Below are 25,142 nucleotides of genomic sequence, written 5' to 3'. Positions count from 1 at the left end.
ATACCGGTGTAACGTTACGATTCATGACTTCAGACGTGCCGAGTCCAGCTCACCTCGGTGCTCGGGCCGCCTACGCGGCGTTCGCGGCGTTCGCTGCGTTCGGGATCTTCTGGGGCGCCTGGGGAGCTGCCCTGCCGGCGTTGCGCACGGAGGCCGGGGTCAGCGAAGGCCAGCTTGGTACTGCTCTTCTCTTCGTCGGACTCGGGGCGTTGCCGTCGATGGCCTGCACCGGACGCGCGGTGGACCGCTTCGGGCTCCGCGTGGCGGCATGGCTGCTGGCGGCACTGGCCGGTGCCGGCCTTCTCATCACTGCCAGTGCCGACGGAGCAGTGCTGCTGATCATCGGGATGCTCGTGGTCGGCGCCGCCTCTGGTGCTGCGGACGTGGCCATCAACACGCTGGCTGGGCGCGCAGAGCACGCCACCGCCAAGCCACTGCTCACACGTTCCCACGGCCTGTTCTCCGTAGGCGTGGTCGTCGCCAGTCTGTCCACCGGCGCACTCCTGGGTACGGGACTGCCGCTACTGGTGGCCTTCGCCGTGGTCGCGGCGGTGATGCTTGCCCTCGCAATGACAGTCCAGCTGACGAGCACGTCGCTGCAGATTCCAGTTCGCAACAAGGACTCCGGCGCCCGCATGGAGGCCCGTGAGGAGCCTGCCGGCGCTCGGCTCTCAACGGGCCTGCTGCGCCGGATCAGCCCGACCTCACCACTGCTGGTCGTCGGGCTGGTCGCTGCCTTGGCCTACGCCGTCGAGAACGCCCATCAGAGCTGGGGGGCCGTGATGCTCACCGACGTCTTCACGGCCTCACCCCAGCTGGCGGCCGCAGCTCCAGCGACGTTCGCCGCTACCGCCGCCCTTGCGCGCCTCAGCCTGGCGCCGCTCTCCCGTAGTCACCCCACCGCAATGCTGCTCGGCGGAGGCACTCTGGCCACCGTAGGCAGCGCGGTGCTGGCCACGGCCCCCGCGGTCACTGTGGCGTTGGCCGGGCTAGTGCTGGCTGCCCTGGGCACCGCGACGCTGTTCCCCACGCTGCTCAGCCGCAGCCTGCGCGGCACCGACCCCGCGGAGCACGGCCGGGCCACCTCGAAGGTCGCCACCACTGCCTACCTGGGCTTCCTGCTTGGCCCGGCCTACGTAGGCCTGCTGGCCGACAGCAGCGACCTTCGCGGCGCACTGGTCGGCGTTGCTCTACTTGCCTTGGTTTTCACCGTGGCAGCAGCGCCGATCAGCGCCTGGGCTGCGAGAAGAGTGCACACCCCTGGATGACCTCGGTCTCAGCTGGTCGAGCAGGCGGGGTCGAGGCGGTTGGCGAGGCGGAGTTCGCGTTCCGCGGCGGAGCGGAGTACGGCGCTGAGGCGGGTACGGAGGAACCCCGTACGGCGGGAGGTCGGCTCGTCGACGACCTGCGGTGCGTTCGGGAGTGCGGACTGGCTCAGGCTGCGGGCGTTGTCTACCGCGGTGTTGCCTGCGATGAAGTACGTCATGGTGCTGCTCCCTCCTGAGAGCGTGGTTGATCGACCCGGGAACCGGAAGGCGCACCGGGGAAGTGTCTGTGTGAGTTGTCAGTGCCGAGGTGCGGGTCCGCTGCTCGAGCGGACGATCAGCTGGGTCGGCATCAGTTGCTGGCGCTCGGTGGTGGCGGGATCCAGCAGGATCCGTCCGACCGCGCGTCCTTTGTCCTTGATCGGTTGCCGTACCGTCGTCAGCCCGGCGGCGGCCGCGGCCGGGATGTCGTCGAAGCCGGCGAGGGACAGATCGCGACCGGGGACCAGCCCCCGGACTTTCATCGCCTCCAGCGCGCCGAGCGCCTGGACGTCGCTCAGCCCGACGATCGCGGTCGGCCGGTCCTGTGAGTCGAGTACGTACTCGGCTCCGCGCAGCCCGGAAGCGAACGCGTTGTGCCCGCCGGAGACGATTCGCAGCCGGGCGTCCGGCATCGCCTTCTGCAGACCGCGGATCCGCAGCTCGCAGTCGGTGTACCCGACCTCGTCGAGGGTCAGCTCCACCGGCCGGCCGCCGGCGGCCTGTGCGTTGTCGACGAGAACGACGACGTCGCGGTGACCGAGCCGGGCCAGGTGCTCGCCCAGTTGCGCGGCCGCCTCGACCTCGTCGATCGCGACCCAGGACAGATCAGGGTGGTCGCCCCGGTCCGTCGACACCGCGGGAATGCCGCGGTTCGCGAGGATCTCCAGCGCCGGATGGCCACCCGGTACGCAGAAGATCGCCGCCGCGTCGATCGCCGCCTGCTGCACGGCGTTGCTGCCGCCGGCGATGTCGGTGGAACTCAGCGGCATCAGTAGCAGGCTGGTCGAGAACTCCTCGGCGACCTCCGCGAGACCGGCGAGGAAGCCGACCGCGTACGGGTCCGAGAAGGCGTAGGCCAGTTTGTCGGTGAACAGCACCCCGACCGCGCCCGCCTTCCCGCTGCGCAGGGCGCGCGCGGAGGCGTCGGGTCCGGCGTACCCGAGCTCCTGGGCGGTGGCGAGGATGCGCTCGCGCAGCGCGGTGGAGAGTTGGTCGGGTTTGTTGTAGGCGTTCGAGACCGTCGACGGTGAGACGCCCACGGCCTTCGCCACGGTCTTCAGCGTCACGCCGGCCATCTCGCTCACCTTCTTCTGTATCGTTCTTCTAAATCGTTCTAGAAAAACGATACAGAAGACCTTCCAGGAGTGCAACAGCAATATGCGAGATGATGGCCCGCATGGGTTCGTTGCTGGAGATCATCGCCTTGCATCCGGCGGATGCGGAGGCGGCTCAGGAGGGTGGGGCGGACCGGCTGGAGCTGTGCGCCTCGATGGAGGCGGACGGGTTGTGCCCTTCGGTGTCGACGGTCAGTGCGATCCGTCGCGTCACCGACCTGCCGCTGCGGGTGATGCTGCGGCTGGAGAACTCGTTCACCACCAACGGCGCCGACCTCAACCGGCTGACCGCGATGGCGCAGTCGTTCCTGGCAGCGGGCGCCGACGGGTTCGTCCTCGGGTTCCTGACACCCGACAACCAGGTGGACGTCGAGTCGGTCGGCCAGTTGGTCAGCACCTTCCCCGGTACGCCGTGGACGTTCCACCGCGCGATCGACGCTGTGCTCGAGCAGCCCCGCGCCTGGCGTGCACTCCGTACGCTGCCCGGCCTGGACTGCGTACTCACCGCGGGCTCGTCCATCGGCGTCGGGCACGGCCTGGACGACCTGTGCAAGCTCGCCAAGGACGACCCCGGAGTGGCCGGCGTGATGATGGCGGGCGGCGGACTGCAGCCTGAGCACATCCCGTGGCTGTACCAGAGCGGCGTACGCCGGTTCCACGTCGGTTCGTCGGTGCGCCAGGACGGCTCGTGGACGAAGGCGTACGTGAACTCCCGCTTCGTCCGCTCCTGGCGGAACCTGCTCGACGCCCAGGACGCCCGCGAATGATCCTCATCGATCCGCCCGCCTGGCCGGCCTGGAACCGGATCTGGTCGCACCTGGTCAGCGACGAGTCCTACGAGGAACTGCACGCGTTCGCGAAGGCCGCGGGCATCCCGCCCCGCGGCTTCGACCGCGACCACTACGACGTACCCAGCGACCGGTACGACGACCTCGTCGAGGCCGGCGCCGTACCGGTGTCCAGCCGCGAGCTGGTCGAGCGGCTGATCGCTTCCGGTCTCAGACACAGGAAACGGCCCTCAACGGGTTGAGGGCCGTTCCTGATCAGTCGAGCAGGTCGGTCACGGTGCCGGCGGCGACCGTGTGGCCGCCTTCGCGCACCGCGAAGCCGAGGCCGACCTCGATCGCGATCGGCTTCTCCAGCTCCACCCCGAGCTCGATCGTGTCGCCGGGCATCACCAGGGCGATGTCACCCAGGTCGATCCCGCCGGACACGTCCGTGGTGCGGAAGTAGAACTGCGGTCGGTAGTCCGCGGCGAACGGCGTGTGCCGCCCACCCTCGGCGGTGGACAGCGCGTGCAGGTTCGCCCGGAACTTCCGGTGCGGCCGCACGCTGCCCGGCAACGCCACCACCTGGCCGCGACGGACCTCGTCGCGCTTCACGCCACGCAGCAGCACCGCCGCGTTGTCGCCCGCGTCCGCGGACTCCAGCGACTTGCCGAACGTCTCCATGCCGATCGCCGTACTGGTCACCGTCGGGCCGAGGCCGACCACCTCGACCGCGTCGCCGAGCTTCAGCGAACCGCGCTCGACCGCACCGGTGACCACCGTGCCGCGACCGCTGATCGTGAGCACGTTCTCGATCGGCATCAGGAACGGCTCGCCGAGCTCACGGTCCGGTACCGGCACGTAGTCGTCGATCGCGTCCAGCAGCTCGCCGATCGCGGCGGCCCACTGCGGGTCGCCCTCGAGCGCCTTCAGGCCGGACACGCGGACGACCGGTACGTCGTCGCCGGGGAAGCCGTACTCCGCGAGGAGTTCACGGACCTCCAGCTCGACCAGGTCGAGCAGCTCCGGGTCGTCGACGGTGTCGGCCTTGTTCAGCGCGACCACGAGGTACGGCACGCCGACGCGGCGGGCGAGCAGTACGTGCTCCCGCGTCTGCGGCATCGCGCCGTCCTGCGCGGAGACGACCAGGATCGCGGCGTCCACCTGGGCGGCGCCGGTGATCATGTTCTTGACGTAGTCGGCGTGCCCGGGCATGTCGACGTGCGCGTAGTGCCGGGTGGCGGTCTCGTACTCGACGTGCGAGATGTTGATCGTGATCCCGCGCTGCATCTCCTCCGGGGCCCGGTCGATGCCGTCGAAGGCTACGAAGCGGTTCACCTTCGGGTCGCGCTCGGCGAGCACCTTGGTGATCGCCGCTGTGAGTGTGGTCTTGCCGTGGTCGACGTGACCCATCGTGCCGATGTTGAGGTGCGGCTTGGTCCGCACGAACTGGCTCTTGGCCATGGGTATTCCTTGCCTGTCAGAAGACTGTCAGAAGATTCGGTGTGAGCCAGGACCCTCCGGCAAGCCCTCACAGCGCTGTCACCGCGTGGAGGGGGCCGGTGCGGGCCACCCTCCTCCGCGGGTCCTGCGAGGCAGGAGGAGGGTCAGCTTCGAGCGCCGGTGCAATCGACTGACGGAGCCCACGTGGGAGCGCCCGTCAGGCCGGTGCCTGACAGGTCGAACTCGAAGAAAACCACGCGGAACATGCGGATCACGTTATATATCAACCGAGCCTGGGGCAACAGAATTCCCGGGCTGCGCCCGGGCAAGGGAAGGAAGGAAAGAGGGGTGGGGGTGGGGGAGGGGGCAACAGAATTCCCCGGGGTCAGTTCAGGGCGAAGAGGCGGGTGCCGTCGGAGAAGATGGGGCGGGTGGCGGCTACGGTGACGGCCGGTTTGTCGCAGGTGACGGCCTCGGACTTGGCCACCGTCTGGGTGTTCCCACCGGACAGGATCGGCCGCGCCTGGATACCGGTGGTACCGATGAGCACCGGCGAGCAGCTTCCGTTCGGCTGTGGCATCAGCGTGACGACCCGCCCGTCCGGCAGCAGCGCGAACCCGTCCCGCGGGTACTCCGGGTGCTGCAGCTTCGGCGGTACCTGCAGCAGGTGATGCCACTGCGGCGTACCGTCCGCAGGGCTCGACGAGGAGACGTCGTACGTCTGCGGCTGTCCTGAGTCGTTCCCGGTCCGGCAGGTGATCAGTACGAGCGACGCGTGCGTGGCAGCAAGCTGTGCGTCGCACGAGGACGAGCCGAGCCGCGGGCGCGGTGTCCCGGGCACGGGTGTTGTCCACAGGAGGTTGCCCGTGCCGGTGTCGACGGACCACTGGTAGAGCGTGCCGCCGGCCGCACCGGTCCAGATCAGCCCGGAGACCTCACGGGTGTCCGGTACGGTGACCAGCTCGCCGACCCACGTCGACGGGTCCAGCTCGGCGCTCAGGTCGATCTTGGCGCCGAGGTCGACCTCCCATTTCTGGACGCCGGTCTTGAGGTCCAGACCGCGGACGACGGCGCCGTTGCCGGCACAGGCATCCACTACGACGGCCTGGTCGGCGACGAGCTGGCCCTGTGTCACAGTGCACCGGACCTGGGTCCGCCAGTGCGTCGGGCTGCTCACACCGTGGGAGACGACGTAGTTCCCTTCCGCCACGAGGAGTTGGTCCGAGTCCACAGCCAGCGCGGTCCCGTCGGTGTCGACCTCGGTCAGCACCTGTCCGGTCACGGCGTTCAGTACGGCGTACGTCGGCAGGCTGATGCCCGCGGGCTCGCGGTACTCCGACCGCGGGAGGTGTGCAGCGAGGATCTGACCGTCCGCTGACACCACGAGGCCCCGGGAGCCACTGGAAGCGGCGTCCTGTACGTCGGCCCGCGAGTACCGCCAGCGGATCTGGCCGGTGGCCGCGTCGGACATCACGACCCCGTCCTCGCGCAGCTCTGCGACGCCGCCTGCGGTACCGGTGATGGCTCCCATCGCCGGGACCTCACGGCTCCACGCGAGCGTTCCGTCGAGCTGTACGGGCTGCTGCGTCGGCTGGATGGTGGTGGTCGTGCTGACGGTGTTGGCCGTCTCCAGCCGGGCCTGTACGAACGGCTCGCCCGCGGAGACCACGATCCACGCGAGCAGCGCTCCACAGATCGCGGTGGCGCCGACACCCACCCACCGCGGAGGAGCTTGCGCGTACGGTGGCGCGAGTCGTAGCCGCCGCGCGAGCGCCAGCAACGCACCCGCGAGTACCAGAGCCACCGAAGCGAGCAGGAGGTACGGCCAGCGCTCCGACATGGCTGCACCGGGCTGCGCGGCCGGCCAGCGCCACCAGCACACGCCGATCGCAATCAGGCCGACAGCAGCGAAGACGATGGCAGGAACCGTGACCAGCCGCTGCGACCTGCGGAACCACGCACACGTCAGGGCGGCCGCGATCGCGGTACCGGCGATGGGGGCCCAGACCGGGAAGCCGCCGATGTCGGACGGGTCGGCCGGCCACTTGGCAGCGGCGCCGAGGCCGCGGCCGAGCAGGACGGACGACGCGACGACCGCGCCGACGGAGGCTCCGAAGTAGATGACCGGGATCAGCCCGCCGATCTTCCGGGCCGCCCTAGGGCCCAGAGAGCCGACCTCCCGGTCGAGGTTCTCCCGGGCCGGTCTCTCCCACTCCTCATGACCTCTGGGAGTCACGTACAACCGGGTCTCGCTCAGCGTCCGCAGGAACGACATCCGCCCCCGGGCGAAGTCCCGGTCGGCGACGTGCTCGTACTCCTGCCGGATGCCGGCCGCGTACTCGTCGTACCGCACCTGCGGCAGGCTGAGGATGCGCAGGTCGGCGTCGCACAGCACCGCGCCGTTCCGGTCGTCCTCGGCACAGTCGTGCTTGGCGGTCAGCCGGACCAGCCGCCCGATCTCCGCGACCCGGTCGGCGTCCACGCCGTACGCCGCCAGCTCGAGCTCGGCCAGCTGGGCCGAGACCTCCTCGTTCTCGCCGGGGTCGGCCTGCGGGTCGTAGATCGCGTCGTGGAACCAGGCCGCCAGCCGGACCGTGTCCGCGTCCTCGGCGTACTCGGCCAGCTCGTCGATCGTGGTCAGTACCTCGGTGAGGTGCTGCTGGTTGTGATAGTGGCGATGTTGCTCTGCGTAACGAGCCAGCAGGTCCTCGCCCAACGGCTGCGCGTGCGGCAGCAGGCGATTCCACTGGTCGCGCAGGTCCATGGCTATGGAGTCTTGCACCCGTTGGGAGTCCGGAACGACGGATCAGGCGTTCCCGGATCGGTCCGTGGCCAAAGGGTTATCGGCTCGTCACCTGACTGCCAGGACCGATGCGTTCCGCAACGAATCCGGGCCGTCGAATTGCGGTGCATGTCACACTCCGGCGTCATCGGGCCAGACCGTGCCATGCTGCGACTACAGCGCGTCACTAGCGCAGGGCGATCACTGTATTGGCGCCGGACGTGAGGACCAGGTTGCCGACCGCGCGTGGGTCGCGGCCGCAGGAGATTCCGGTCGGTAGCCGGACCTGGCGGAAGCCGCCGCGGCTGATCACGTTCACGGCGCAGCCCGTGGCCGCCCGGCTCAGCGAAATGACGCGGCCGTCCGCCGTGACCGTGACTTTCATCCGTGGGTTCACCGGAGCCACGGTCTGCCAGGCGGTCAGGCCGGTGTTCGCATCGATCGCGGTGACCACGGTGTTCCGGTTCTCGAGACTGCTCGGCCCCGGGCAGTCCACGACGATCAGGTACTTCCCGGCCGCGTTGAGCAGCGTCCGGCACGACCAGGACGCCGGAACCTTCCAGGTCCACCGGATGTCGCCTGTCCGCGGCTCGATCGCAGTCAATGCCGCTGGTACGTCGGAGTCGCCGCCGGGCTCCGCCACGACGACCAGGCCGGCTACGACGACCGGGCGCCGGTAGCTGGTGGTGGACGTCCTGGTCCACAGCTTCTTACCGGTCTGGACGTCCAGCGCCGTGAGCTCGTCGGGCTGGTCGTCGCAGGTATGGGTGACGAAGGCGAGCACGGTCTCGGCGGTGGCGATCGCGCCGAGGTCGGTGCAAGCGCCGGACTCGTACGTCCAGCGCTCGTCGCCGCTCGGGTCGACCCCGTGCAGCTTGCCGTCGCGTTCACCGGTCAGCAGTGGCATGGACTGCTGGATGAACCTGTCCCGCGTCCGGCTGGGCCAGGCGGCCTTGCGCCGGCCTGTGTTCGCGTCGAGGAGCAGGTATCCGACATCGGCGAACAGGGCCAGTACGTACTCGCCACTGCCAGTGGCTGTGATCACGGGCTTGTCGTCGGAGTCGGAGCGGCTGTATCGCCAGCGCAGCGCGCCCGTGGCCGCGTCGAGCATCTCCACGACCCCGTCCGGGCGGGGGATGGCGATGCCGTACGCCGTACCGACGGCTTCCTCCGCGCCGCTCCCGACGACCGAGTCGCTCACCCAGGCGACCGTACCGTCGAGAACCGATGGGCTGGCTCGGCCGGCTGTACGGGCCGAGCCCTCGACCCGCTCGTTGGAGGAGAGCACGTAGCTACGGGAGAGCGGCTGGACGATCAGGAGGAGGGCGAGAGCGATGGCGACCGGCGCGGCGAGCCAAGCGAGTTGCTGACCGAGGTTGCGCGCTGGGAGGAAGCGGGCGGTCCGCGTACGCAAGAGTGAAGCCACCAGGGCGGCTGCGCCGGCTACGAGCAGCAGGACCAGTGCGGAGATCAGCAACGGCACCCTGAGACCGACGCCGACAGCCTCGTTCGTCTTGGGCATTTGCGCCCAAGCGACGAGCAGTCCGGTGACGGCGATGGCCAGGACGGTCCCTGCGATCAAGCGAGCGCGCTGGCTTGCGCTGCGGGCGCAGCGGAACAGTACTGGTGTGCTGAAGAACGAGACCACTGCCAGCGCGACAGTGGGCCAGCCGACCTCGTCCGGTGCGGTTGGCACCTGCCAGGACGCTCCGGAGGCAGCGATCGCCACCACGGCGGCCGAGATGGCGCCGAAGGTGGCAGTGGCGGTCAGCCCGGCCTGCTGCCAGCCTCGCCACGGCGCGGGCAACTCACTGTCCAGCCCGGCGAGCTCTGACTCCAGGTTGAGCCGTGCGACTTGGCCGAGCCGCTGGCGGGCCAGCTGCGTGCGGTACAGGTGTCCGTCGAGGAGGTCGCCCACCTCGTCGTAGCGGTGCTCGAGCGCGGCCTTCCGTTCGCCGGCGTCGCGTCGTACTTCGGCCGTATGGACGGCGTACCGGGTCGGGTCCGAGGCAAGGATCGCGTTCACGGCGTCGAGCAGTACGTCGCCGTTCGCGTCCCGGCGCGGTGGCGCGTAGGAGTCCGGCGGTGGCGCCGCGAGGTCGCCGGTCAGCCGGATCAGCCGCGCGACCTCGGCGATCCGGATCGACGGTACGCCGTACCGCGGGAGCAGCTCCTCGGCCAGCTGGGCCGATGCCTCGGCGTCCTCCGGCGGAGTACCGCCGGGCTCGTGCACCGCGCGGTGGAACCAGGCCGCCAGCCGGACGCTGGTGGGATCCGTCGACAGCTGGATCAGCGAGTCCAGCGCGGTCAGGACGATGTTCAGGTAGTGGTCGCGGTACGCGCGCCGGTTGCGGTCGACGTACCTGCCGACCAGGTCGTCGGCCAACGAGGCAGACCCGGGCAGGAGGTCATCCCAGCGCGCCCGGAGTTCCACCACTGCTTCAGTCTGCCAGCCGCACTACTGCAACCAGCCCACGATCACCCCACCAGCACCTTGCGGTTGCCTACTGCTTGGCTGACAGCACCCCGGTGAGCAGGCCCGGGTAGAGCTCCTCGAGGTCGTCGCGGCGAAGCAGGCTGACCCGGCGGGTGCCGTCGGTGTGGGTGGAGATCACTCCGGCCTCACGGAGGGTCTTCAGGTGGTGCGCCCGGGTGGACGCGGTGACGGGCAGTTCGAGTTCCCCGCAGCAGACGCCGGCCGGATTGTCGGCGAGCGCCCGGACGATGATCAGCCGGACCGGCTCGCCCAACGCCTGCAGAACCGCGTCGACGCGGATCTCGTCCCGCTCCGGCTGCGGGAGAACTTTGGTGGCCATGCGTCCATAGTACGACGCCTGTCGAAGTTCGATGAACTTCGTAGTACGATGATCGTCGAAGTACTGATCCTCGTCTCCGGAAGGTCCTCAGATGTCCGCACGGATCTACCTCCTGGGCGCCGGCGCGTTCGCGGTCGGCACCAGCGCGTACGTCGTGTCCGGGGTGCTGCCCGACGTCAGCTCCGAGCTGCATGTCTCGCTGACGGCCGCGGGCCAGCTCGCCACCGCGTTCTCCCTGTCGTACGCGATCGGTGCGCCGATCCTGTCCACGCTGACGGGCCGGTGGGAGCGCCGTACCCTCCTGATCGCCGCACTGGTCCTGGCCGCGCTCGGCAACCTCATCGCCGCCCTGGCGGTCAACTACCCGATCTTGATCGCCGGTCGCGTCGTGGCCGCGTTCGGCGCGGCCGTGTACACGCCGGCTGCCACGTTGTTTGCCACCAGCTTGCTGCCACCTGAAGAACGAGGCAGGGCAGTGGCCATCGTCTTCGGCGGACTCACGTTCGCCCTGGTGCTCGGCGTACCCGCCGGCACGCTGCTCGGCCCGACACTCGGCTACAAGGGCGTCTTCGCACTCATCACTGCAGTCGCAGTGCTGGTCGCCATCGTCGAGCGGGCGGCGCTTCCGAAGGTCGACGCACCACCCGTGGTCAGCCTGCGCGAGCGCTTCGCCGGGGTGACGGACCGGCGCGTGCAGATCGTGCTGGCGATGACGGTGCTCGCCGTGCTGGCCGCGTTCAGCGTGTACATCTACATCGTCCCGCTGCTCAAGCACACCGCCGGCCTGACCGGCAGCGTCACCGGACTGCTCCTGCTGCTGTACGGCGTGGGTGCTGTCGTCGGCAACTTCCTCGGTGGTCGCATCACCGACCGATTCGGCAGCCTGCGCACGCTGGTCGTGCTGATGCTCGGCATCACCGCGGTACTGGCCACGCTCGACCTGACGCTCACCACGACGGCAGGCGCCGGCGTGGCGCTTGTGGTGTGGGGGATGCTGACCTGGGCTTTCAACCCGCCGATCCAGAACCTGTTGCTGGAACTGGGTGGAGGCCTGCTGATCTCGCTGAACGCTTCTGCGATCTACCTGGGCGCCGGTCTGTCCGCGGTTGTCGGCGGACTGGTCATCCAGTCGCTCGGCGTCGGCTACCTTCCCGTCCTCGCGTCCGCGCTCTCGCTGGTAGTGGTGGGCCTGGTCTATGTGCTCTGGCGTGACCCGTCGCTGCAGCGCGTGGAGGAGCTGGAGCGTGACGAGGACATCTACGTCACCGCTACGGCTGACTGAGGATCGCGGGCAAGTCCTCACTGTGCAGCACGATCAGTGAGGTGACGGCACGAGTCAGACAGACGTACAGGCGCCGGAGCCCGGTCCGCTCGTCGGCCTCACCCCCCACGATCCCGGCGGGCTCCACCAGTACCACGTGGTCGAACTCGAGACCCTTGGCCAAAGACGCCGGTACGACGTCCAGGTGGGCGTCCACGTCGTCCTCGTCTCCGAGCACGGAGAAAGCCGTGCCCTGCAAGGCCTTACGAGTCGCCGGTACTAGTGCATCCGGCACGATCAACCCGATTGACCCCGGCCGCTCGGACACCTCCTGTACGGCGGTGACCGCGGCGGCCAGGCTGTCCGGTACACGGGTGATGGTCAGTTCACCACGGGCTCGTCGTACCGCTGTCGGCGGTTTGAGGTGCGGGGCGATCGCGGGGAGCAGACGGGCCGCGTACTCGATCACTTGACCAGGGACGCGGAACCCGGAGGTCAGCTCCTCGGTATGGGCGCTGGTCTTGCCCAGGTGTTTCAGGGCCTCGTCCCAGGATGGTGTGGCCCACGGTGTGGTGCCCTGGGCGATGTCGCCGAGCACGGTCATCGAACCGGTCGAGCAGCGTCGCCCGACGGCGCGTAGCTGCATCGCTGAGAGGTCCTGCGCTTCGTCCAGCACCACGTGTCCGAGGGACGGCGTACGGTCGACCAGGTCGGCGATCTCGTCGATCAACGTGGCATCCGCAACGGACCACCGGGCCGCCCCCGCGGACCGCGGGGCCTTCTCCCAGATCAGCAGCTGTTGCTCTTCCTCGGTGAGGATCCCGTCCGCGTGCTCCGCGAGCAGCTCGGGCTCGGTGAACAGGCGGAAGAGTAGCTTGGCAGGGTCGACAGCCGGCCACAGCGCCTCGGCGTACTGCTTGACCGGACGGCTCCTGGCCACCGAGTCCTGCACGCGGTCGTCGGGGGAGTCACCGGCCGCCTCCATCCGCAGCAGCACCGCGTGCGCCAGCCGTTGCGGCAGCATCGCCCGGCCGGCGCCGTACCGGATGCCGCGGGTCCGCAGTTCGTTCACGAGCTCCTCGGCCTGGTACGTCGGCACTCGCCAGCGGTGCGCCCCGCGCGGCACGACGAGCGCGTCGTCGGGGTGCCGTACGTGCGCCCATACGGCCCGGTGCAGTACCTCGGCCATGCGCGCGTCCCCCTTGAGGACGTCGACCGGCGCGGGACCCGGTCCGGCGATCTTGACCCGCCCGACGAGCTCCTCGACCGTCGTCTGCTTCGCCTCGATCTCACCGAGCGCCGGGAGGACGTCCCCGATGTAGCGCAGGAAGCTGGCGTTCGGGCCGACGACCAGCACACCGGCACGGCTCAGCTGGTCGCGGTACGCGTAGAGCAGGTACGCCGCCCGGTGCAGCCCGACCGCGGTCTTACCGGTACCGGGGGCGCCCTGGACGCAGATCGTCTGGTCGACGCCGGCCCGGACGATCACGTCCTGCTCCGGCTGGATGGTGGCCACGATGTCGCGCATCGGGCCGGAGCGTGGGCGCTCGATCTCGGCGTCCAGGATGTCGCTGTGCTGCTCGACCGCACCGGACGCGGTCAGGTCCTCGTCTTCGAAGGCGGTCATCTCGCCGTGCGTGAACCCGAACCGGCGGCGCACCCCCACGCCCATCGGCTCGGTCTTGCTCGCCCGGTAGAACGGCACCGAGATGTCTGCTCGCCAGTCCACCACCAGCGGCTCGCCGAGCGCGTCGTTGACGTGCCGGCGGCCGATGTGGAACGTCTCCTCGGCCGGCTCGAGGTAGTCCAGCCGGCCGAAGAACAGCGGCACGTCCGGGTCGTCCTCGAGCTCCTTCATCCGCTGGTAGATGGCGGCCTGCAGGAACTCCTGGTTGACCCGGTCCGCGCTGTGGATCTCCAGCGCACCGGTCTTCTCCCGCATCAGCGCCAGCGCCGCCCGGGAGGCCTTCAGGTAGTCCTTCTCGGCCTGAAGCGTGTCGGACGTGTCTGAGGGCATGCTGAAACCTCCGGCGAGAGTGGGGGAGCCCAGCTACGTTACTTGACCACCCTGCGCCACGGAACCGAATTAACCCTTCACCGCGCCGGTCAGTACGCCCTTCGCGAAGTGCCGTTGCAGGAACGGGTAGACGATCAGGATCGGCACGATCGACACCACCAGGATCGCCATCTGGATCGATGCCTGCGGCGGCAGCAGTTCGGTCCCGAGCTCGGCGCTGCCCAGCTGCGTGTCGTTGATGACGTACGTTCGCAGTACCAGCTGCAACGGCCACAGCTTGGAGTCGTTGAGGTAGAGCAGCGCCGAGAAGAACGCGTTCCAGTACGCCACCGCGTAGAACAGGCCGATCACCGACAGTACGGCCTTGGACAGCGGCAGCACGATGTACGAGAACGTCATCAACTCGCCCGCGCCGTCGATCCGGGCGCTCTCGGTGATCTCGTTCGGCAGGTTCATGAAGAACGCCCGTAGGACGACGACGTTGAACGCGCTGATCATCGTCGGCACGATCAGCGCCCAGATGCTGTCCAGCAGCCCGACGCCCTTCACCGTGAGGTAGAGCGGGATGATGCCGGGGGAGAACAGCATGCTGAACAGCACCACGAGCAGAATCGGCCGGCCCGCCGAGAACCCAGGGCGCGCCAGCGCGTACGCGAGCAGGCATGACACGGTCAGGCTGAGCAGCGTGCCGACGACCGTGACGAAGATGCTGACGAACAACGCCCGGGTCACCACGCCGCCGGCGAACAACGACTCGTACGCGCGGAAGTTGATCGACTTCGGCAGCAGCACCAGCCCACCGGACTCGTTGATCTGCTTGTTCGGCGCGAGGCTGGTCGAGATCACCCCGACGAACGGAATGATCACGACCGCGCAGAAGACCAGCAGGACGAGTCCCTTGAACATCCGCATCGGCCACCCGGGCATCGGTACGCCCTGAACGATCCTGCGACTCATCGTTGGTACACCCCTTGCTCGCCGAAGATGTGTGCGACCTTGTTCGCGGTGAGTACGAGGACGACGCCGACGATGCCCTTGACCAGGCCGACCGCGGCCGCGACACCCCAGGCGCCGCCGAGGACGCCGTTGTTGTAGACGTAGGTGTCCAGTACCTCGCTGATGTCGCGCCCGACCGCCTGCTGCTGCAGGATGATCTGCTCGAACCCGACCGTCAGCGAGTCGCCGAGCCGCAGGATGAACAGCAGGATGATGATCCCGCGCAACCCCGGCAACGTGACGTGCCAGAGCTGCCGCATCCGGGTCGCGCCGTCCACGCTCGCCGCCTCGTACAACTGCGAGTCGATCTGGGACAGCGCCGCCAGGAACAAGATCGTCGCCCACCCGGTGTCCTTCCAAATGATCTGCGACGTCAGCAGGACGTGGAACAACTCGGAGTTCCCGATGATGTTGACCGTCGACAGGTCGTGCGAGCGCAGGTAGTTGTTCAGCAGACCGCTGCCGCCGAGCATCTGCTGGAACAGCGCGACCACGATCACCCACGACATGAAGTGCGGCAGGTACAGGATGCTCTGCGCGATCCGCTTGATCCGCTCGGAGAACAGGGAGTTCAGCAACAGTGCAAGCAGGATCGGCGCCGGGAACACGAAGATCGACTGCAAACTGGTGAGAATCAGCGTGTTCTTCAACGCCCGCAGGAACGCGGGATCCCCGTTGAAGATCACGCTGAAGTTGTCCCATCCCGACCAGTCGCTCCCACCGATCCCGAGAAACGGCTGATAATCCTTGAACGCAATGATGTTGCCCAGCAACGGCACGTAGTGGAAGGCAACGATCAACGCAGTCCCCGGCAACGCGAACAACAACAACACGCGATCCCGCACCAACCGCCGCCCAAGACTGAGCCGCTGCTCCGGACGTTTCGACGAACGCTGCAGCATTACTTCCCGCCTGCCGTCGCGAAAGCGTCCTGCAGCTCGCCGCGGATCTTCTCACCACCCGAGGACAGGAACGTCTTGACCGCCGAGGCCCACTCCGACACAGGCTTCTTGCCCTGCAGGATCTGGTTCTCGGTGTCGGTCAACGCGTCCGTCAGCTGCGACCACTTCTTCGAGCTGGTGTCGGAGTACAGGCCGTACGACGCGTCGTACAGCAGCCGGTCCGCGACCTTCTCCTGGATCTTGTGCTGGTTCTGCGGCACGTCGGGCTTGCCGGCCCAGTACAGGGCCAACGTGGAGTCGGCGATGTACTGCAGGCCGATACCGGTCTCCACCACGCCGACCTTGGTCGGCACAGGGTCGGTGCCCTGCAGCGTGTAGTGCCGGCCCTGGACGCCGTACTTGCGGAACAGGTATTCCTCGGTGCCGAACGGCGCCGCCATCCAGTTCGCGATCTTGAGCAGGGTCTCGACCGAGTGGCTGCTGGCCTTGTTGAACGCGGTCACGTTGTTCAGCGCCGCACCCATCCAGACCTTGCCGTCACCGCTGCTGAAACCCGGGACGTCGAGCATGTTCACCGAGAACGCGTCACCGGCGGTGTTGTCGGAGTAGTACTGGTTCCACGCGACGAAGCTGTCGTAGTCGAACGCGGCGATCCCGCCGTTGAACCACTGCTTGCGCTGCGCGGCCTTGGCGCTGAACGTGTCGGGGTTGATGACGCCGGTGGCAACCATCTTCCGGCCCGCCTCGAGGGCGTCCTGGTTGCCGTCCGCCTCGTACACCGAGGTGAACTTGCCGCCCTCTTCCTTCCAGTTGTTGGGCAGACCAAGCATCATCCGGAGGTACGACGTCGGCACCCGGGTCCACGCCCAGCGGTTCTCCTTGGCCGCCGTCAGCTCCTTGCACAGGTCGAAGAACTCCTCGAAGTTCTTCGGTGCCGGGTCCTTGATGCCCTTCGCGGCGAGCAGGTCGGCGCGGTACAGCGGCAGCGAGGTTCGGGACATGCCACGCGGGACCGGTACGCCGTAGATCGCTCCGTTGAAGACGCAGCCCTTCCAGTACAGGGTCGGGATGTTGGCCAGGAACGGGTACTTCTTGACCGCGTCACCGGACAGATGCTCGGTGAGGTCCATCGCCTTGGCCTTCAGCAGCCCGGGGACCTGCGGAGTACCCGACGGGATGTTGATGATGTCCGACAGGTCGTTGCCGGCCACCCGCGTCGCGAACTTGTCCTTGTACTCGTCGTTCGACGCCATGCTGATCTGCAGTTCGGAGCCGAGGCGTTTGTTGAGTTCCTGCCAGAACTGGTTCTTGTCCGCGGCCGGTGGGATCGCGCCGGGGATGTTGGTCATGAACGTGATCGGTTTGCCGTCGCCGGGGGCGTCCGTGATCGCCCGGACCGGGTTCGCCGGGTACTTCAGGAACCCGTCCAGCACCACGTCGGTACCGGGCAGATCCGGCGTGATCTCGCCGTACTTCGTGTACGTCGGCAGCTTCACGGCCGCGTTCGCCGCGGCGGTGTTCTTCTTGTCGGACGCGCACCCCGCCAGCAGCGGCGTACCCGTGACCGCGACAGCGGCGGCGGCCAGACCGCCGCCGAGGAATGTTCTTCTGCTGACCGGCATGAGGCCTCACTTCCATCGGAGGCCCACACCATGACATAGTACGTCCTATGTCATCAAGAGTCGGTGCGCTGGAAATCTTCGATCCGGCGGGCAGCGGCTATCACACGTTCCGCATCCCGTCGGTGCTGGCGCGGGGCTCGACGGTGCTCGCGTTCTGCGAGGGCCGGTTGCACGGCGCCGGCGACGCGGGCGAGATCGAGGTCGTCCTGCGACGTTCGCTCGACGGCGGTCGTACCTGGCTTCCGTTGCAGGTGGTGTCCGCGGCGCCGGGCAAGACCTGTGGAAATCCGGTGCCGCTGATCGATCCGGCGTCCGGCGACCTCGTGCTCGTGACGGTTCAGAACGGCGCGCACGCGGTCGAACTGTCGCTTGCCCGCGGCACCGATCCGGTCGATGGGCGGCGGGTGTTCGTGCAACGGTCGTCCGACGACGGCGCGTCGTGGTCGCTTCCCGTGGAGATCACCGCGCAGGTGAAGCCGGACGACTGGGGCTGGTACGCGACGGGTCCCTGTCACGGGATCACGTTGCGCTCGGGACGCCTCGTCGTACCGGCCAATCATTCATATGTCCCCGCGGATGGTCTCAACGGTGGCCACTGCATGTACAGCGACGACGGTGGTGTCTCGTGGTCCGTCGGCTTCGTGGATCGCAACGACGGCGCCGAGATCAACGCGAACGAGACCACCGTCGCGGAGCTGCCCGACGGCCGGTTGTACTTCAACGCCCGCAATCACCAGGGCACCGGGCCGGCCCGCGTCCATGCCTGGTCGTCCGACGGCGGCGAGACACTCGATGCGCCGTACGCCGGAATCCCCGAGATCACCGCGCCCGGCATCCAGGGCAGCGTGCTGTGCCTTCCCGATGGACGGTTGCTGCTCTCCACACCGGTGAACCCGACGTCGCGCCGGGAGCTGACCGTGTTCATGTCGTCGGACGACGGTGTGTCGTGGAAACCGGCCCTGGTCGTGCACGAGGGCATGGCCGGGTACTCCGATCTGGTCCTGCTCGCGGACGGTTCGATCGGGATCTTCTACGAGGCCGGTGAGACCTCGTCCTTCGCGACCTTGCGCTTCGCCACATTCGCCCTCTAGAGGTTGGAGCTGTTTTGACCGAGTCCGCCCAGCTGACCGGCGTCGTACCGCCGCTGGTCACCCCGCTCACCCCGTCGTACGACGTCGACACCGCCTCGCTGGCGCGGCTGATCGAGTACCAGCTGACCGGCGGTGTGGACGGGGTCTTCGTACTCGGCACCTCCGGCGAGGGCACCTTCCTGACCGACGACCAACGCCAGACCGTGCTGGAGACGACGGTCGCGGCGGTAGCCGGTCAGGTACCGGTACTGGCAGGCGTCATCGACACCTCCACCAACCGCGTCGCGTCCCACATCTCAACCGCACTGAAAGCCGGGGTCGACGGCCTCGTCGCCACAGCCCCCTTCTACGCAGCCACCCACCCAGCGGAGATAGAGCGCCACTTCAAGCAGCTGTCTGCCCGGGCCGACGGGTTGCCGCTGTACGCCTACGACATCCCGCCGCGTGTCGGCACCAAGCTCCCGGCATCGCTCGTAACGTCCCTGGGCGAACAGGGTGTGATCGCCGGCGTAAAAGATTCGTCCGGCCAGGAAACCTCACTGCGCGAACTCGTACTACAACGCCGCGAGAAGAAGCTGAACGGCTTCGCCGTCATGACCGGCTCGGAGGTAACCGTCGACTCGGCGCTGGCCTTCGGCGTCGACGGAGTAGTACCAGGCCTCGGCAACGTAGACCCCTCGGGTTATGTGCGGTTGTTCAAGTCGGCCGTCGCCGGAGACGCTTCGGCGGCGAGAGAAGAGCAGGACCGCCTGTTCCGGCTCTTCGACATCATCCACGTCGCGGACCGGTCCCGGATGGGCGCGAGCTCGGCCGCACTGGGCGCGTTCAAGGCGGGCCTCTACCTGTTGGGCGTGATCGACTGCCCGCTGACGGCGTACCCCAGTATCGCCCTGAACGACACCGAGATCGCCGCCGTCCGGCCGCTACTGGACCGCGCCGGATTACACTGAGCGATCTCAGACATCGGGAGGCCGGCAGTGACAACGGGTGGGCTCAGCCGGGCACGTGGGGCGGCAGGGAACCAGTCCTTCATCCGCGACGCGATGAAGTCGTACATCCTGGAACGCGGTCTGAAGGCAGGCGACCCGCTGCCGAACGAGCAGGAACTGATGGCTCAGCTCGGCGTCGGCCGGCACCCGCTCCGCGAGGCGATGAAGGCACTCCAGGCGGTCGGCATCATCGAGATCCGTCACGGCTACGGCACGTACGTCGGCGAGGTGAACCTCCAGTCCCTCGAAGATGGTCTCGCCTTCCGCATGTCCCAGTCCATGGCCGGCGACCTCCGGGACGTACAGAACGTCCTGGAGGTTCGCCAAGCCATCGAGGTGGGTCTCGCCGACGACGTCGTCGAACACTTCAAAACCCACGGCTACGAGACCCTCGAACCCATCGTCGAACGGATGGAATCCAAGGCCGCGGAAGGCAAGTACTTCCCCGAAGAAGACTGGGCGTTCCACCAGGCCCTCTACGAACCCCTGGGCAACGCCCTGGTCATAGACCTGCTCTCAGTCTTCTGGCGGACCTTCGCCCAAGTAGACGCCCGCCTCCCCGGCGCCCGCTACACCCCCGCCGACGCCGCCGCCTGGCACCGAGACCTCCTGAACGCCCTCGAATCCGGCAACCCCACGACCTACGCCACCTCCATGAAGTCCCACTTCAACGGCATCCACACCCGCCTCGGCGACTAGCAGTCGAACCTGACCCGGGACAGCGTCGAGATCATACGTTCGAGCCCCCAGTCCGGATCGATCAGCGGAACCTCGCGCCGTTGCCAGGCATAGGTCAGATCCTGCCGAAGATCGTTGTGGTCCTCTTCGGGGGCCAGTAGTGCTACTACGTTCTCGGCTGACTTGAACCGGAAGTGGCCGACGTGCCGCCACTCGCGCTCCCAGGAGAATTCTCTTCGCTGTCCGTTGGGGCTCCCCATCTTCTCCATGAACGGTGTGAGCTGCAGGATGTCCTGCTCAGCCAGCAGTTCTGGGATCACGTGCCCGTCGACCGTCGACTCTGCGAGAGCTCGCTCGATCTGTCGCCTGACCGGATAGGTCAGCCAGCTGTGTCCCAAGTTGATGTCCAGGTACCAGACCGGATTGCATCCCTCGCGCCGGCAGATCGTCTTGGTGAAGACGAGGCCGTACTTCGAGAACGCCTCCCGGCGCCCCTGGATCTCGCGGACCATCATCCAGGTGTGCTCGAGCGGCGTCTCCGAGAAACAAACCACACGCTGGGTGGCCTCCGTCCGGCGAAGGTGGACGTCCTGCTGCCGCGCGAGACCGAACGCAGTTCGGGCTTCGATCGTTCGCGATTCGGCGATCGACAAAACGTTCTCTCGCGCGGTGCCCGTGTCGGTGTCCTTCGTCAGGTGCACCAGGAACGTGCTCAGGTCGGTACGGCGATGCAGTAGCTGCTCGATCCGGTCGGCCATAGGCTGCTCCTCCTGCAGGGGAACCTGCAGGACGAGTGTCGCTGACTGAGCGTTATCGTGCCGATTACTGCGTGTCGCCGTGCCGTCTCAGGCGAAGAGGTTTTCGGCATCCACGATCGCCCCTCTTCCTTCGTCTTCCTTCTTTTGAGTCAGGCGAAGAGGTTTTCGGCGTCCACGATCGTGTAGGCGTAGCCCTGTTCGGCCAGGAAGCGTTGGCGGTGGGCGGCGAATTCTGCGTCGATGGTGTCTCGGGCGACGATCGAGTAGAAGCGGGCGGTGCGGCCGTCGCCCTTGGGGCGGAGGACCCGGCCCAGGCGCTGGGCCTCTTCCTGGCGGGAACCGAACGTGCCGGACACCTGGATGGCGACCGACGCCTCGGGCAGGTCGATGGAGAAGTTCGCGACCTTGCTGACCACCAGCCGGGTGATTTCCCCGTGCCGGAACGCGTCGAACAGGCGTTGCCGTTCGCGGACGGTCGTCTCGCCCTTGATCACCGGGCATTCGAGGCGTTCGCCCAGTTCGTCGAGCTGGTCGATGTACTGGCCGATGACGAGCAGCGGTTCGTCCGCGTGGTGCTCGGCGATCCGGCGTACCAGCTTGGACTTCGCGGGGGTGGACGCGGCGAGGCGGTAGCGGTCCTCGGGCTCGGCGGTCGCGTACACGAACCGCTCGGTCTGCTCGAGGTCCACCCGCACCTCGACACAGTCCGCGGGCGCGATCCAGCCCTGCGCCTCGATGTCCTTCCACGGGGCGTCGTACCGCTTGGGGCCGATCAGCGAGAACACGTCGCCCTCGCGGCCGTCCTCGCGGACCAGCGTCGCGGTCAGGCCGAGCCGCCGGCGGGTCTGCAGGTCGGCGGTCATCCGGAAGATCGGCGCCGGCAGCAGGTGCACCTCGTCGTACACGATCAGGCCCCAGTCGCGCGCGTCGAACAGCTCCAGGTGCGTGTAGACGCCCTTCCGCCGCGTCGTCATCACCTGGTACGTCGCGATCGTCACCGGGCGGATCTCCTTGCGCGCACCGGAGTACTCGCCGATCTCGTCCTCGGTGAGCGTGGTCCGGCGGAGCAGCTCGTCCTTCCACTGTCGCGCGGACACCGTGTTCGTGACCAGGATCAGCGTGGTCGCGGACGCCTGCGCCATCGCGGCCGCGCCGACGATCGTCTTGCCGGCGCCACAGGGGAGTACGACGACACCGGAGCCGCCGTGCCAGAACGAGTCGGTCGCCTGTTCCTGGTACGGCCGCAGGTCCCAGCCGTCCTTCACCAGGTCGATCTTGTGCGCCTCACCGTCGACGTACCCGGCCAGGTCCTCGGCGGGCCAGCCCAGCTTCAGCAGGGTCTGCTTGAGATGCCCACGCTCCGAGGGGTGCACCAGGACGGTGTCGTCGTCGAGCCGCTCGCCCAGCATCGGCTTGACCTTGTTGCTGCGCAGCACCTCCTCCAGCACCGGCCGGTCGGTCGTGACCAGTACCAGACCGTGCTGCGGGTGCTTCTCGAGCCGCAGGCGCCCGTAGCGATCCAGGGTCTCGGCGATGTCGACCAGCAACGAGTGGGGGACCGGGTAGCGGCTGTAGCGCAGCAGTACGTCGATCACCTGCTCCGCGTCGTGCCCCGCGGCCCGGGCGTTCCACAGCCCCAGCGGCGTCAGCCGGTACGTGTGTACGTGCTCCGGCGCCCGCTCCAACTCAGCGAACGGCGCAATGGCCTTCCGGCACTCGTTGGCGTCCGCATGCGCCGTCTCCAGCAACAAGGTCTTGTCCGACTGCACGATCAAAGGACCGTCCGACACCCGCAACTCCTATCCTCGCCCCGACCCTCCATTGTGCCTCCTCCCCCCAAACACCCTCCGCTGCTACTCGACCGGGCGGGCGGAGGAGATTCGGTGGAGGGCGTAGGTGCGGGGGGTTTCGGTGGTGTCGTCGTACGCGGTGAGCCAGCCGTCGGCTACTCGGGCCGGTTCCACGATGCGTTCGGACGCATGGCCGTTGTGGTCCACGTAGGAGATCCACGTGCGGGTGTGGGCTTCGGCCGCGTTCGTGAGGACGGCGATGGTTTCGGCGGGGGCGGCTGGTTCGACCAGGCCCTCGTCGCCGGGCCGTTCGGCGGCTATCCGGTCGCCGGTGCGGACCTTCTCGATCACGGCCTTGACCTGGTCGTCGGTGAGGTCGAACGCGCTCTCGTTGAAGTCCCGGCTGGTACGGCGACGTGGCGCCTCGCCCCGGCGCGGTGCACCCGTCACATGCAGGGCACCGTCGAACGTCTCCGCCAGCGGCGCCAACCCCGCGTCCCGCAACCGGCTGAGCACCATGTCCGGCGGCGACGGCGACACCACGACCGTCGGCGCCAACCGGCGGAAGCGCACACCGGGCAGGTTGGACTTCAGGAGCTGCGTCAGCACGTCCTCGTCGTCACACCGCAGGTACGTCGACGCCGTGCCGAGCCGCAGAACGCCGTGCCGTCGCGCCACGTCGTCGATGAGGTACGTCAGCGGCTGCGGTACCGGTGTACGAGAGTGTTCCGCCAACCACGTGTGCAACTGCTCCGCAGTACGTCCCAGATCGAAAGCACGCCGTACTGAGCTGTCACTGAACCTGTAGACGCCCGCACCACCGTCCGACTCCACGTCGGCCATCGCAGAGAGCTCGTCCTGTACGGAGCGCACCAAAGGACCAGGAGCAATCGCAGTGAGGTCAGCCTGCAGCAGGACCTCCGACACCGGCTCCGGCATCAGCGGGCTGATCGCCTCGGCCAGCTCATCAGTTGTCGGTTCAGCGCCCAGCAACGGCTGCGCATGCTTCGCCAATGCACCAAGACCGGTCAGCCCGAGCAGGGCCGCCTCAGACACGCTCCACTCGACCAGGTCGTCCCGGAACTGCCCACCGCGCCGCGGGCGATGCCACGCGACCCACGTCACCACGGTCTCCGGAGCAGGAGCAATGCCCGTACCGGCCTGCGCCAGCGCCTGCAGCGTCAACAGCCGGATCTCCGGAGCCAGCAACCGCTCCAGGTCCGGAGCCAATGCGTTGATCAGCCGCTCGCGCGCGGCCGCGGTGCTGCCCGTGCTGTCCCGCCGTCCGATCAGCCCAATCGCCCTGAGCCCGGAGAACCAGGCCATGACCAGCTGGGCCCATCGATGCGCAAGGTCGAGCTCCAGCCAGTCGTCGTAGGCGCTGGTAGGCAGCCAGAGCTCACTGGTACCAACCTCGACCGCAGCAACCAGCCCGGCCGCATGCGCCATCTCCAGCACAGCCGCAGCGGTGTGCTCCTCCGCACCGATCTTCCCGGCGAGGCTCCGCAGCTCCCGGACACCAATACCGCCAGTGCGCAGCACAGGCGGCGGCTCAGTCCCCAGCTGCTCCAGTGCACGGTCCACCAGCCGCACCAGGTCCAACGCCGCACCCGCCGCAGCGCGGTCGGCGATCGTGGCGGACACCTTCTTGCCGTCCAGCGGCGGCGGCACCGGCCGGGTCGACGCCAGCACCCGTCCGCCGCGCAGGTGCAGCCCGATCTGCCGTGGCAGTACCACGGTGTTCGCGTCCTTCGGTACGACGAGCCCGCGCGCCAGCAGCCGCTCCACGGGTGTACGCGCCGACGCGATCGTCACCGGCCGGTCAGCCTTCTCGACGGAGCCCGTCGGCGGACCCCAGGTCAGCTTGTCGAGTACCGCGCGCGCGTCCGGACCGGCTTCCTCGATCAGCTTGTCCAGATCGCCGAAGTGCCGGGTGGTGATGGGGCCGAGCCCGGCCGGGGTCGGGCCAAGCAGCTCGTGGACCGCGCGGATCAGCCGCAGGTCGTCCTCTGTACCCCAGACCAGCGCGAGCTCCAGTAGCTCAGCCACACGCGGCCGGACGACCTCCTGCGGCTGGCCGACGCCTTCAGCCAACGCTGCGAGATCGACGGGCTCGGGGAGCGCTGACAGGGCCTCCAAGAGGTCCACACCGAACTCGTCCAGCCGGTTGATCGCGCGTGCGGCCGACGCGTTGCTGGTCGCGCGCGCCGCCAACTGCCCGGTGTCGGCAGGAATCGGCAGCGCCAGGTCGGGGCGCCGGCGGAGCAGCTCACCGAGCGCGGCGTCGCCCCAGCCCCGCAACGCCTCGGCGAGGGTACGGGGGCGGGTCGGCTCGGTCGTGCTCATCCCTCCAACGGTACGGGATCACGCCCGAGGTCGGTCGGGATCCGTGCCACGGTCTCGTCCAACGTGCTGTCCGCCCCGATCACGGTCTGCTCCACGCCGTCCAGCAGATCCCCCCCCGCGGTACCAGTCCCGCATCGCCTCCACCCCGAACTCGTGCCGGCTCGCCCCAGGCCGTGCCGCGGCCGAGGCGTTCGCGGAGCGTGCGTGCGGTGGTCGACTTGCCGGAGCCCGAGTTCCCTCGTA

At 68.2% G+C, this 25,142-nt stretch carries 20 protein-coding genes; 7 read left to right on the top strand and 13 right to left on the bottom strand.

Annotation, left to right across the window (positions count from 1 at the left end):
* Positions 1–23 precede the first annotated feature (23 nt).
* Positions 24–1,268, top strand: a complete 1,245-nt coding sequence (locus FB475_RS09655; protein ID WP_141854540.1) for an MFS transporter — start codon at positions 24–26, stop codon at positions 1,266–1,268.
* An 8-nt stretch (positions 1,269–1,276) separates the two neighbouring features.
* On the opposite strand, the gene FB475_RS09650 is transcribed toward FB475_RS09655, so the two are convergent.
* On the bottom strand, positions 1,277–1,486 hold the full coding sequence (locus FB475_RS09650; RefSeq protein WP_141854538.1) for a hypothetical protein: 210 nt from the start codon (positions 1,484–1,486) through the stop codon (positions 1,277–1,279).
* A gap of 78 nt (positions 1,487–1,564) precedes the next feature.
* The gene (locus tag FB475_RS09645; protein ID WP_141854536.1) at positions 1,565–2,602 is read right to left on the bottom strand and encodes a LacI family DNA-binding transcriptional regulator; all 1,038 of its coding nucleotides are present in this window, start codon (positions 2,600–2,602) and stop codon (positions 1,565–1,567) included.
* Between the two features lie 101 nt (positions 2,603–2,703).
* On the opposite strand from FB475_RS09645, the gene FB475_RS09640 reads away from it, so the two are divergent.
* The gene (locus tag FB475_RS09640) at positions 2,704–3,408 is read left to right on the top strand and encodes a copper homeostasis protein CutC (RefSeq protein ID WP_141854534.1); all 705 of its coding nucleotides are present in this window, start codon (positions 2,704–2,706) and stop codon (positions 3,406–3,408) included.
* Positions 3,405–3,671, top strand: coding sequence for a DUF4031 domain-containing protein (locus tag FB475_RS09635; protein ID WP_141854532.1), 267 nt, complete (start codon positions 3,405–3,407; stop codon positions 3,669–3,671). Before FB475_RS09640 ends, FB475_RS09635 begins: the two co-directional genes overlap by 4 nt.
* A gap of 13 nt (positions 3,672–3,684) precedes the next feature.
* Here FB475_RS09635 and tuf read toward each other — a convergent pair whose 3' ends face one another.
* From tuf to FB475_RS09615, 4 genes are all read right to left on the bottom strand, one after another.
* A complete protein-coding gene (gene tuf, locus FB475_RS09630) occupies positions 3,685–4,872 on the bottom strand; it encodes an elongation factor Tu (RefSeq protein ID WP_141854530.1) in 1,188 nt (395 codons plus the stop codon).
* 364 nt (positions 4,873–5,236) lie between these two features.
* Entirely contained in the window at positions 5,237–7,615 is a 2,379-nt protein-coding gene (locus tag FB475_RS09625) for a PQQ-binding-like beta-propeller repeat protein (RefSeq protein ID WP_141854528.1), read from the bottom strand.
* A gap of 205 nt (positions 7,616–7,820) precedes the next feature.
* Positions 7,821–10,070, bottom strand: coding sequence for an outer membrane protein assembly factor BamB family protein (locus FB475_RS09620; RefSeq protein ID WP_141854525.1), 2,250 nt, complete (start codon positions 10,068–10,070; stop codon positions 7,821–7,823).
* 67 nt (positions 10,071–10,137) lie between these two features.
* A complete protein-coding gene (locus tag FB475_RS09615; protein ID WP_141854523.1) occupies positions 10,138–10,449 on the bottom strand; it encodes an ArsR/SmtB family transcription factor in 312 nt (103 codons plus the stop codon).
* 91 nt (positions 10,450–10,540) lie between these two features.
* Between FB475_RS09615 and FB475_RS09610 the strand changes: the two genes are divergently transcribed.
* A complete protein-coding gene (locus FB475_RS09610) occupies positions 10,541–11,731 on the top strand; it encodes an MFS transporter (RefSeq protein ID WP_141854521.1) in 1,191 nt (396 codons plus the stop codon).
* Here FB475_RS09610 and FB475_RS09605 read toward each other — a convergent pair.
* The 4 genes from FB475_RS09605 to FB475_RS09590 all read right to left on the bottom strand — a co-directional run bounded on the left by FB475_RS09605 (position 11,718) and on the right by FB475_RS09590 (position 17,247).
* On the bottom strand, positions 11,718–13,727 hold the full coding sequence (locus tag FB475_RS09605; protein ID WP_141854519.1) for a HelD family protein: 2,010 nt from the start codon (positions 13,725–13,727) through the stop codon (positions 11,718–11,720). The two genes, FB475_RS09610 and FB475_RS09605, sit on opposite strands and share 14 nt — an antisense overlap.
* Before the next feature lie 69 nt (positions 13,728–13,796).
* Entirely contained in the window at positions 13,797–14,684 is an 888-nt protein-coding gene (locus FB475_RS09600; protein ID WP_141854517.1) for a carbohydrate ABC transporter permease, read from the bottom strand.
* Positions 14,681–15,625, bottom strand: a complete 945-nt coding sequence (locus FB475_RS09595; RefSeq protein ID WP_141854515.1) for an ABC transporter permease — start codon at positions 15,623–15,625, stop codon at positions 14,681–14,683. The genes FB475_RS09600 and FB475_RS09595 overlap by 4 nt, the downstream gene beginning before the upstream one ends.
* Entirely contained in the window at positions 15,625–17,247 is a 1,623-nt protein-coding gene (locus FB475_RS09590) for a type 2 periplasmic-binding domain-containing protein (protein ID WP_141854513.1), read from the bottom strand. The genes FB475_RS09595 and FB475_RS09590 overlap by 1 nt, the downstream gene beginning before the upstream one ends.
* Before the next feature lie 47 nt (positions 17,248–17,294).
* Here FB475_RS09590 and FB475_RS09585 point away from each other — a divergent pair, with 47 nt between their 5' ends.
* From FB475_RS09585 to FB475_RS09575, 3 genes are read left to right on the top strand one after another with little or no spacing between them, the layout of a single operon-like run.
* Positions 17,295–18,338 (top strand): sialidase family protein, encoded by a 1,044-nt coding sequence (locus FB475_RS09585; protein WP_141854511.1) that lies wholly within the window; start codon positions 17,295–17,297, stop codon positions 18,336–18,338.
* A 14-nt stretch (positions 18,339–18,352) separates the two neighbouring features.
* Positions 18,353–19,288 (top strand): dihydrodipicolinate synthase family protein, encoded by a 936-nt coding sequence (locus FB475_RS09580; RefSeq protein WP_185759161.1) that lies wholly within the window; start codon positions 18,353–18,355, stop codon positions 19,286–19,288.
* 27 nt (positions 19,289–19,315) lie between these two features.
* A complete protein-coding gene (locus FB475_RS09575; protein WP_238332056.1) occupies positions 19,316–20,026 on the top strand; it encodes a FadR/GntR family transcriptional regulator in 711 nt (236 codons plus the stop codon).
* Here FB475_RS09575 and FB475_RS09570 read toward each other — a convergent pair.
* The 3 genes from FB475_RS09570 to FB475_RS09560 all read right to left on the bottom strand — a co-directional run bounded on the left by FB475_RS09570 (position 20,023) and on the right by FB475_RS09560 (position 24,899).
* On the bottom strand, positions 20,023–20,763 hold the full coding sequence (locus FB475_RS09570; RefSeq protein WP_141854508.1) for an abortive infection system antitoxin AbiGi family protein: 741 nt from the start codon (positions 20,761–20,763) through the stop codon (positions 20,023–20,025). The two genes, FB475_RS09575 and FB475_RS09570, sit on opposite strands and share 4 nt — an antisense overlap.
* A gap of 149 nt (positions 20,764–20,912) precedes the next feature.
* Positions 20,913–22,553: a DNA repair helicase XPB gene (locus FB475_RS09565; protein ID WP_141854507.1), complete on the bottom strand. Its 1,641-nt coding sequence runs from the start codon at positions 22,551–22,553 to the stop codon at positions 20,913–20,915.
* 63 nt (positions 22,554–22,616) lie between these two features.
* Positions 22,617–24,899, bottom strand: a complete 2,283-nt coding sequence (locus tag FB475_RS09560) for a helicase-associated domain-containing protein (RefSeq protein WP_141854506.1) — start codon at positions 24,897–24,899, stop codon at positions 22,617–22,619.
* Between the last annotated feature and the right edge of the window lie 243 nt (positions 24,900–25,142).

This window comes from Kribbella jejuensis (genome assembly GCF_006715085.1).
Taxonomy (GTDB): Bacteria; Actinomycetota; Actinomycetes; order Propionibacteriales; family Kribbellaceae; genus Kribbella; species Kribbella jejuensis.
Note: the sequence above shows the minus strand (reverse complement) of the source record. Positions and strands in the feature narration are given on the sequence as shown.

Coding starts and splice junctions, on each gene's coding strand:
- FB475_RS09655 (WP_141854540.1), top strand. CDS start 24: ATGACTTCAGACGTGCCGAGTCCAGCTCACCTCGGTGCTCGGGCCGCC.
- FB475_RS09650 (WP_141854538.1), bottom strand. CDS start 1,486: ATGACGTACTTCATCGCAGGCAACACCGCGGTAGACAACGCCCGCAGC.
- FB475_RS09645 (WP_141854536.1), bottom strand. CDS start 2,602: ATGGCCGGCGTGACGCTGAAGACCGTGGCGAAGGCCGTGGGCGTCTCA.
- FB475_RS09640 (WP_141854534.1), top strand. CDS start 2,704: ATGGGTTCGTTGCTGGAGATCATCGCCTTGCATCCGGCGGATGCGGAG.
- FB475_RS09635 (WP_141854532.1), top strand. CDS start 3,405: ATGATCCTCATCGATCCGCCCGCCTGGCCGGCCTGGAACCGGATCTGG.
- tuf (WP_141854530.1), bottom strand. CDS start 4,872: ATGGCCAAGAGCCAGTTCGTGCGGACCAAGCCGCACCTCAACATCGGC.
- FB475_RS09625 (WP_141854528.1), bottom strand. CDS start 7,615: ATGGACCTGCGCGACCAGTGGAATCGCCTGCTGCCGCACGCGCAGCCG.
- FB475_RS09615 (WP_141854523.1), bottom strand. CDS start 10,449: ATGGCCACCAAAGTTCTCCCGCAGCCGGAGCGGGACGAGATCCGCGTC.
- FB475_RS09610 (WP_141854521.1), top strand. CDS start 10,541: ATGTCCGCACGGATCTACCTCCTGGGCGCCGGCGCGTTCGCGGTCGGC.
- FB475_RS09605 (WP_141854519.1), bottom strand. CDS start 13,727: ATGCCCTCAGACACGTCCGACACGCTTCAGGCCGAGAAGGACTACCTG.
- FB475_RS09600 (WP_141854517.1), bottom strand. CDS start 14,684: ATGAGTCGCAGGATCGTTCAGGGCGTACCGATGCCCGGGTGGCCGATG.
- FB475_RS09595 (WP_141854515.1), bottom strand. CDS start 15,625: ATGCTGCAGCGTTCGTCGAAACGTCCGGAGCAGCGGCTCAGTCTTGGG.
- FB475_RS09590 (WP_141854513.1), bottom strand. CDS start 17,247: ATGCCGGTCAGCAGAAGAACATTCCTCGGCGGCGGTCTGGCCGCCGCC.
- FB475_RS09585 (WP_141854511.1), top strand. CDS start 17,295: ATGTCATCAAGAGTCGGTGCGCTGGAAATCTTCGATCCGGCGGGCAGC.
- FB475_RS09570 (WP_141854508.1), bottom strand. CDS start 20,763: ATGGCCGACCGGATCGAGCAGCTACTGCATCGCCGTACCGACCTGAGC.
- FB475_RS09560 (WP_141854506.1), bottom strand. CDS start 24,899: ATGAGCACGACCGAGCCGACCCGCCCCCGTACCCTCGCCGAGGCGTTG.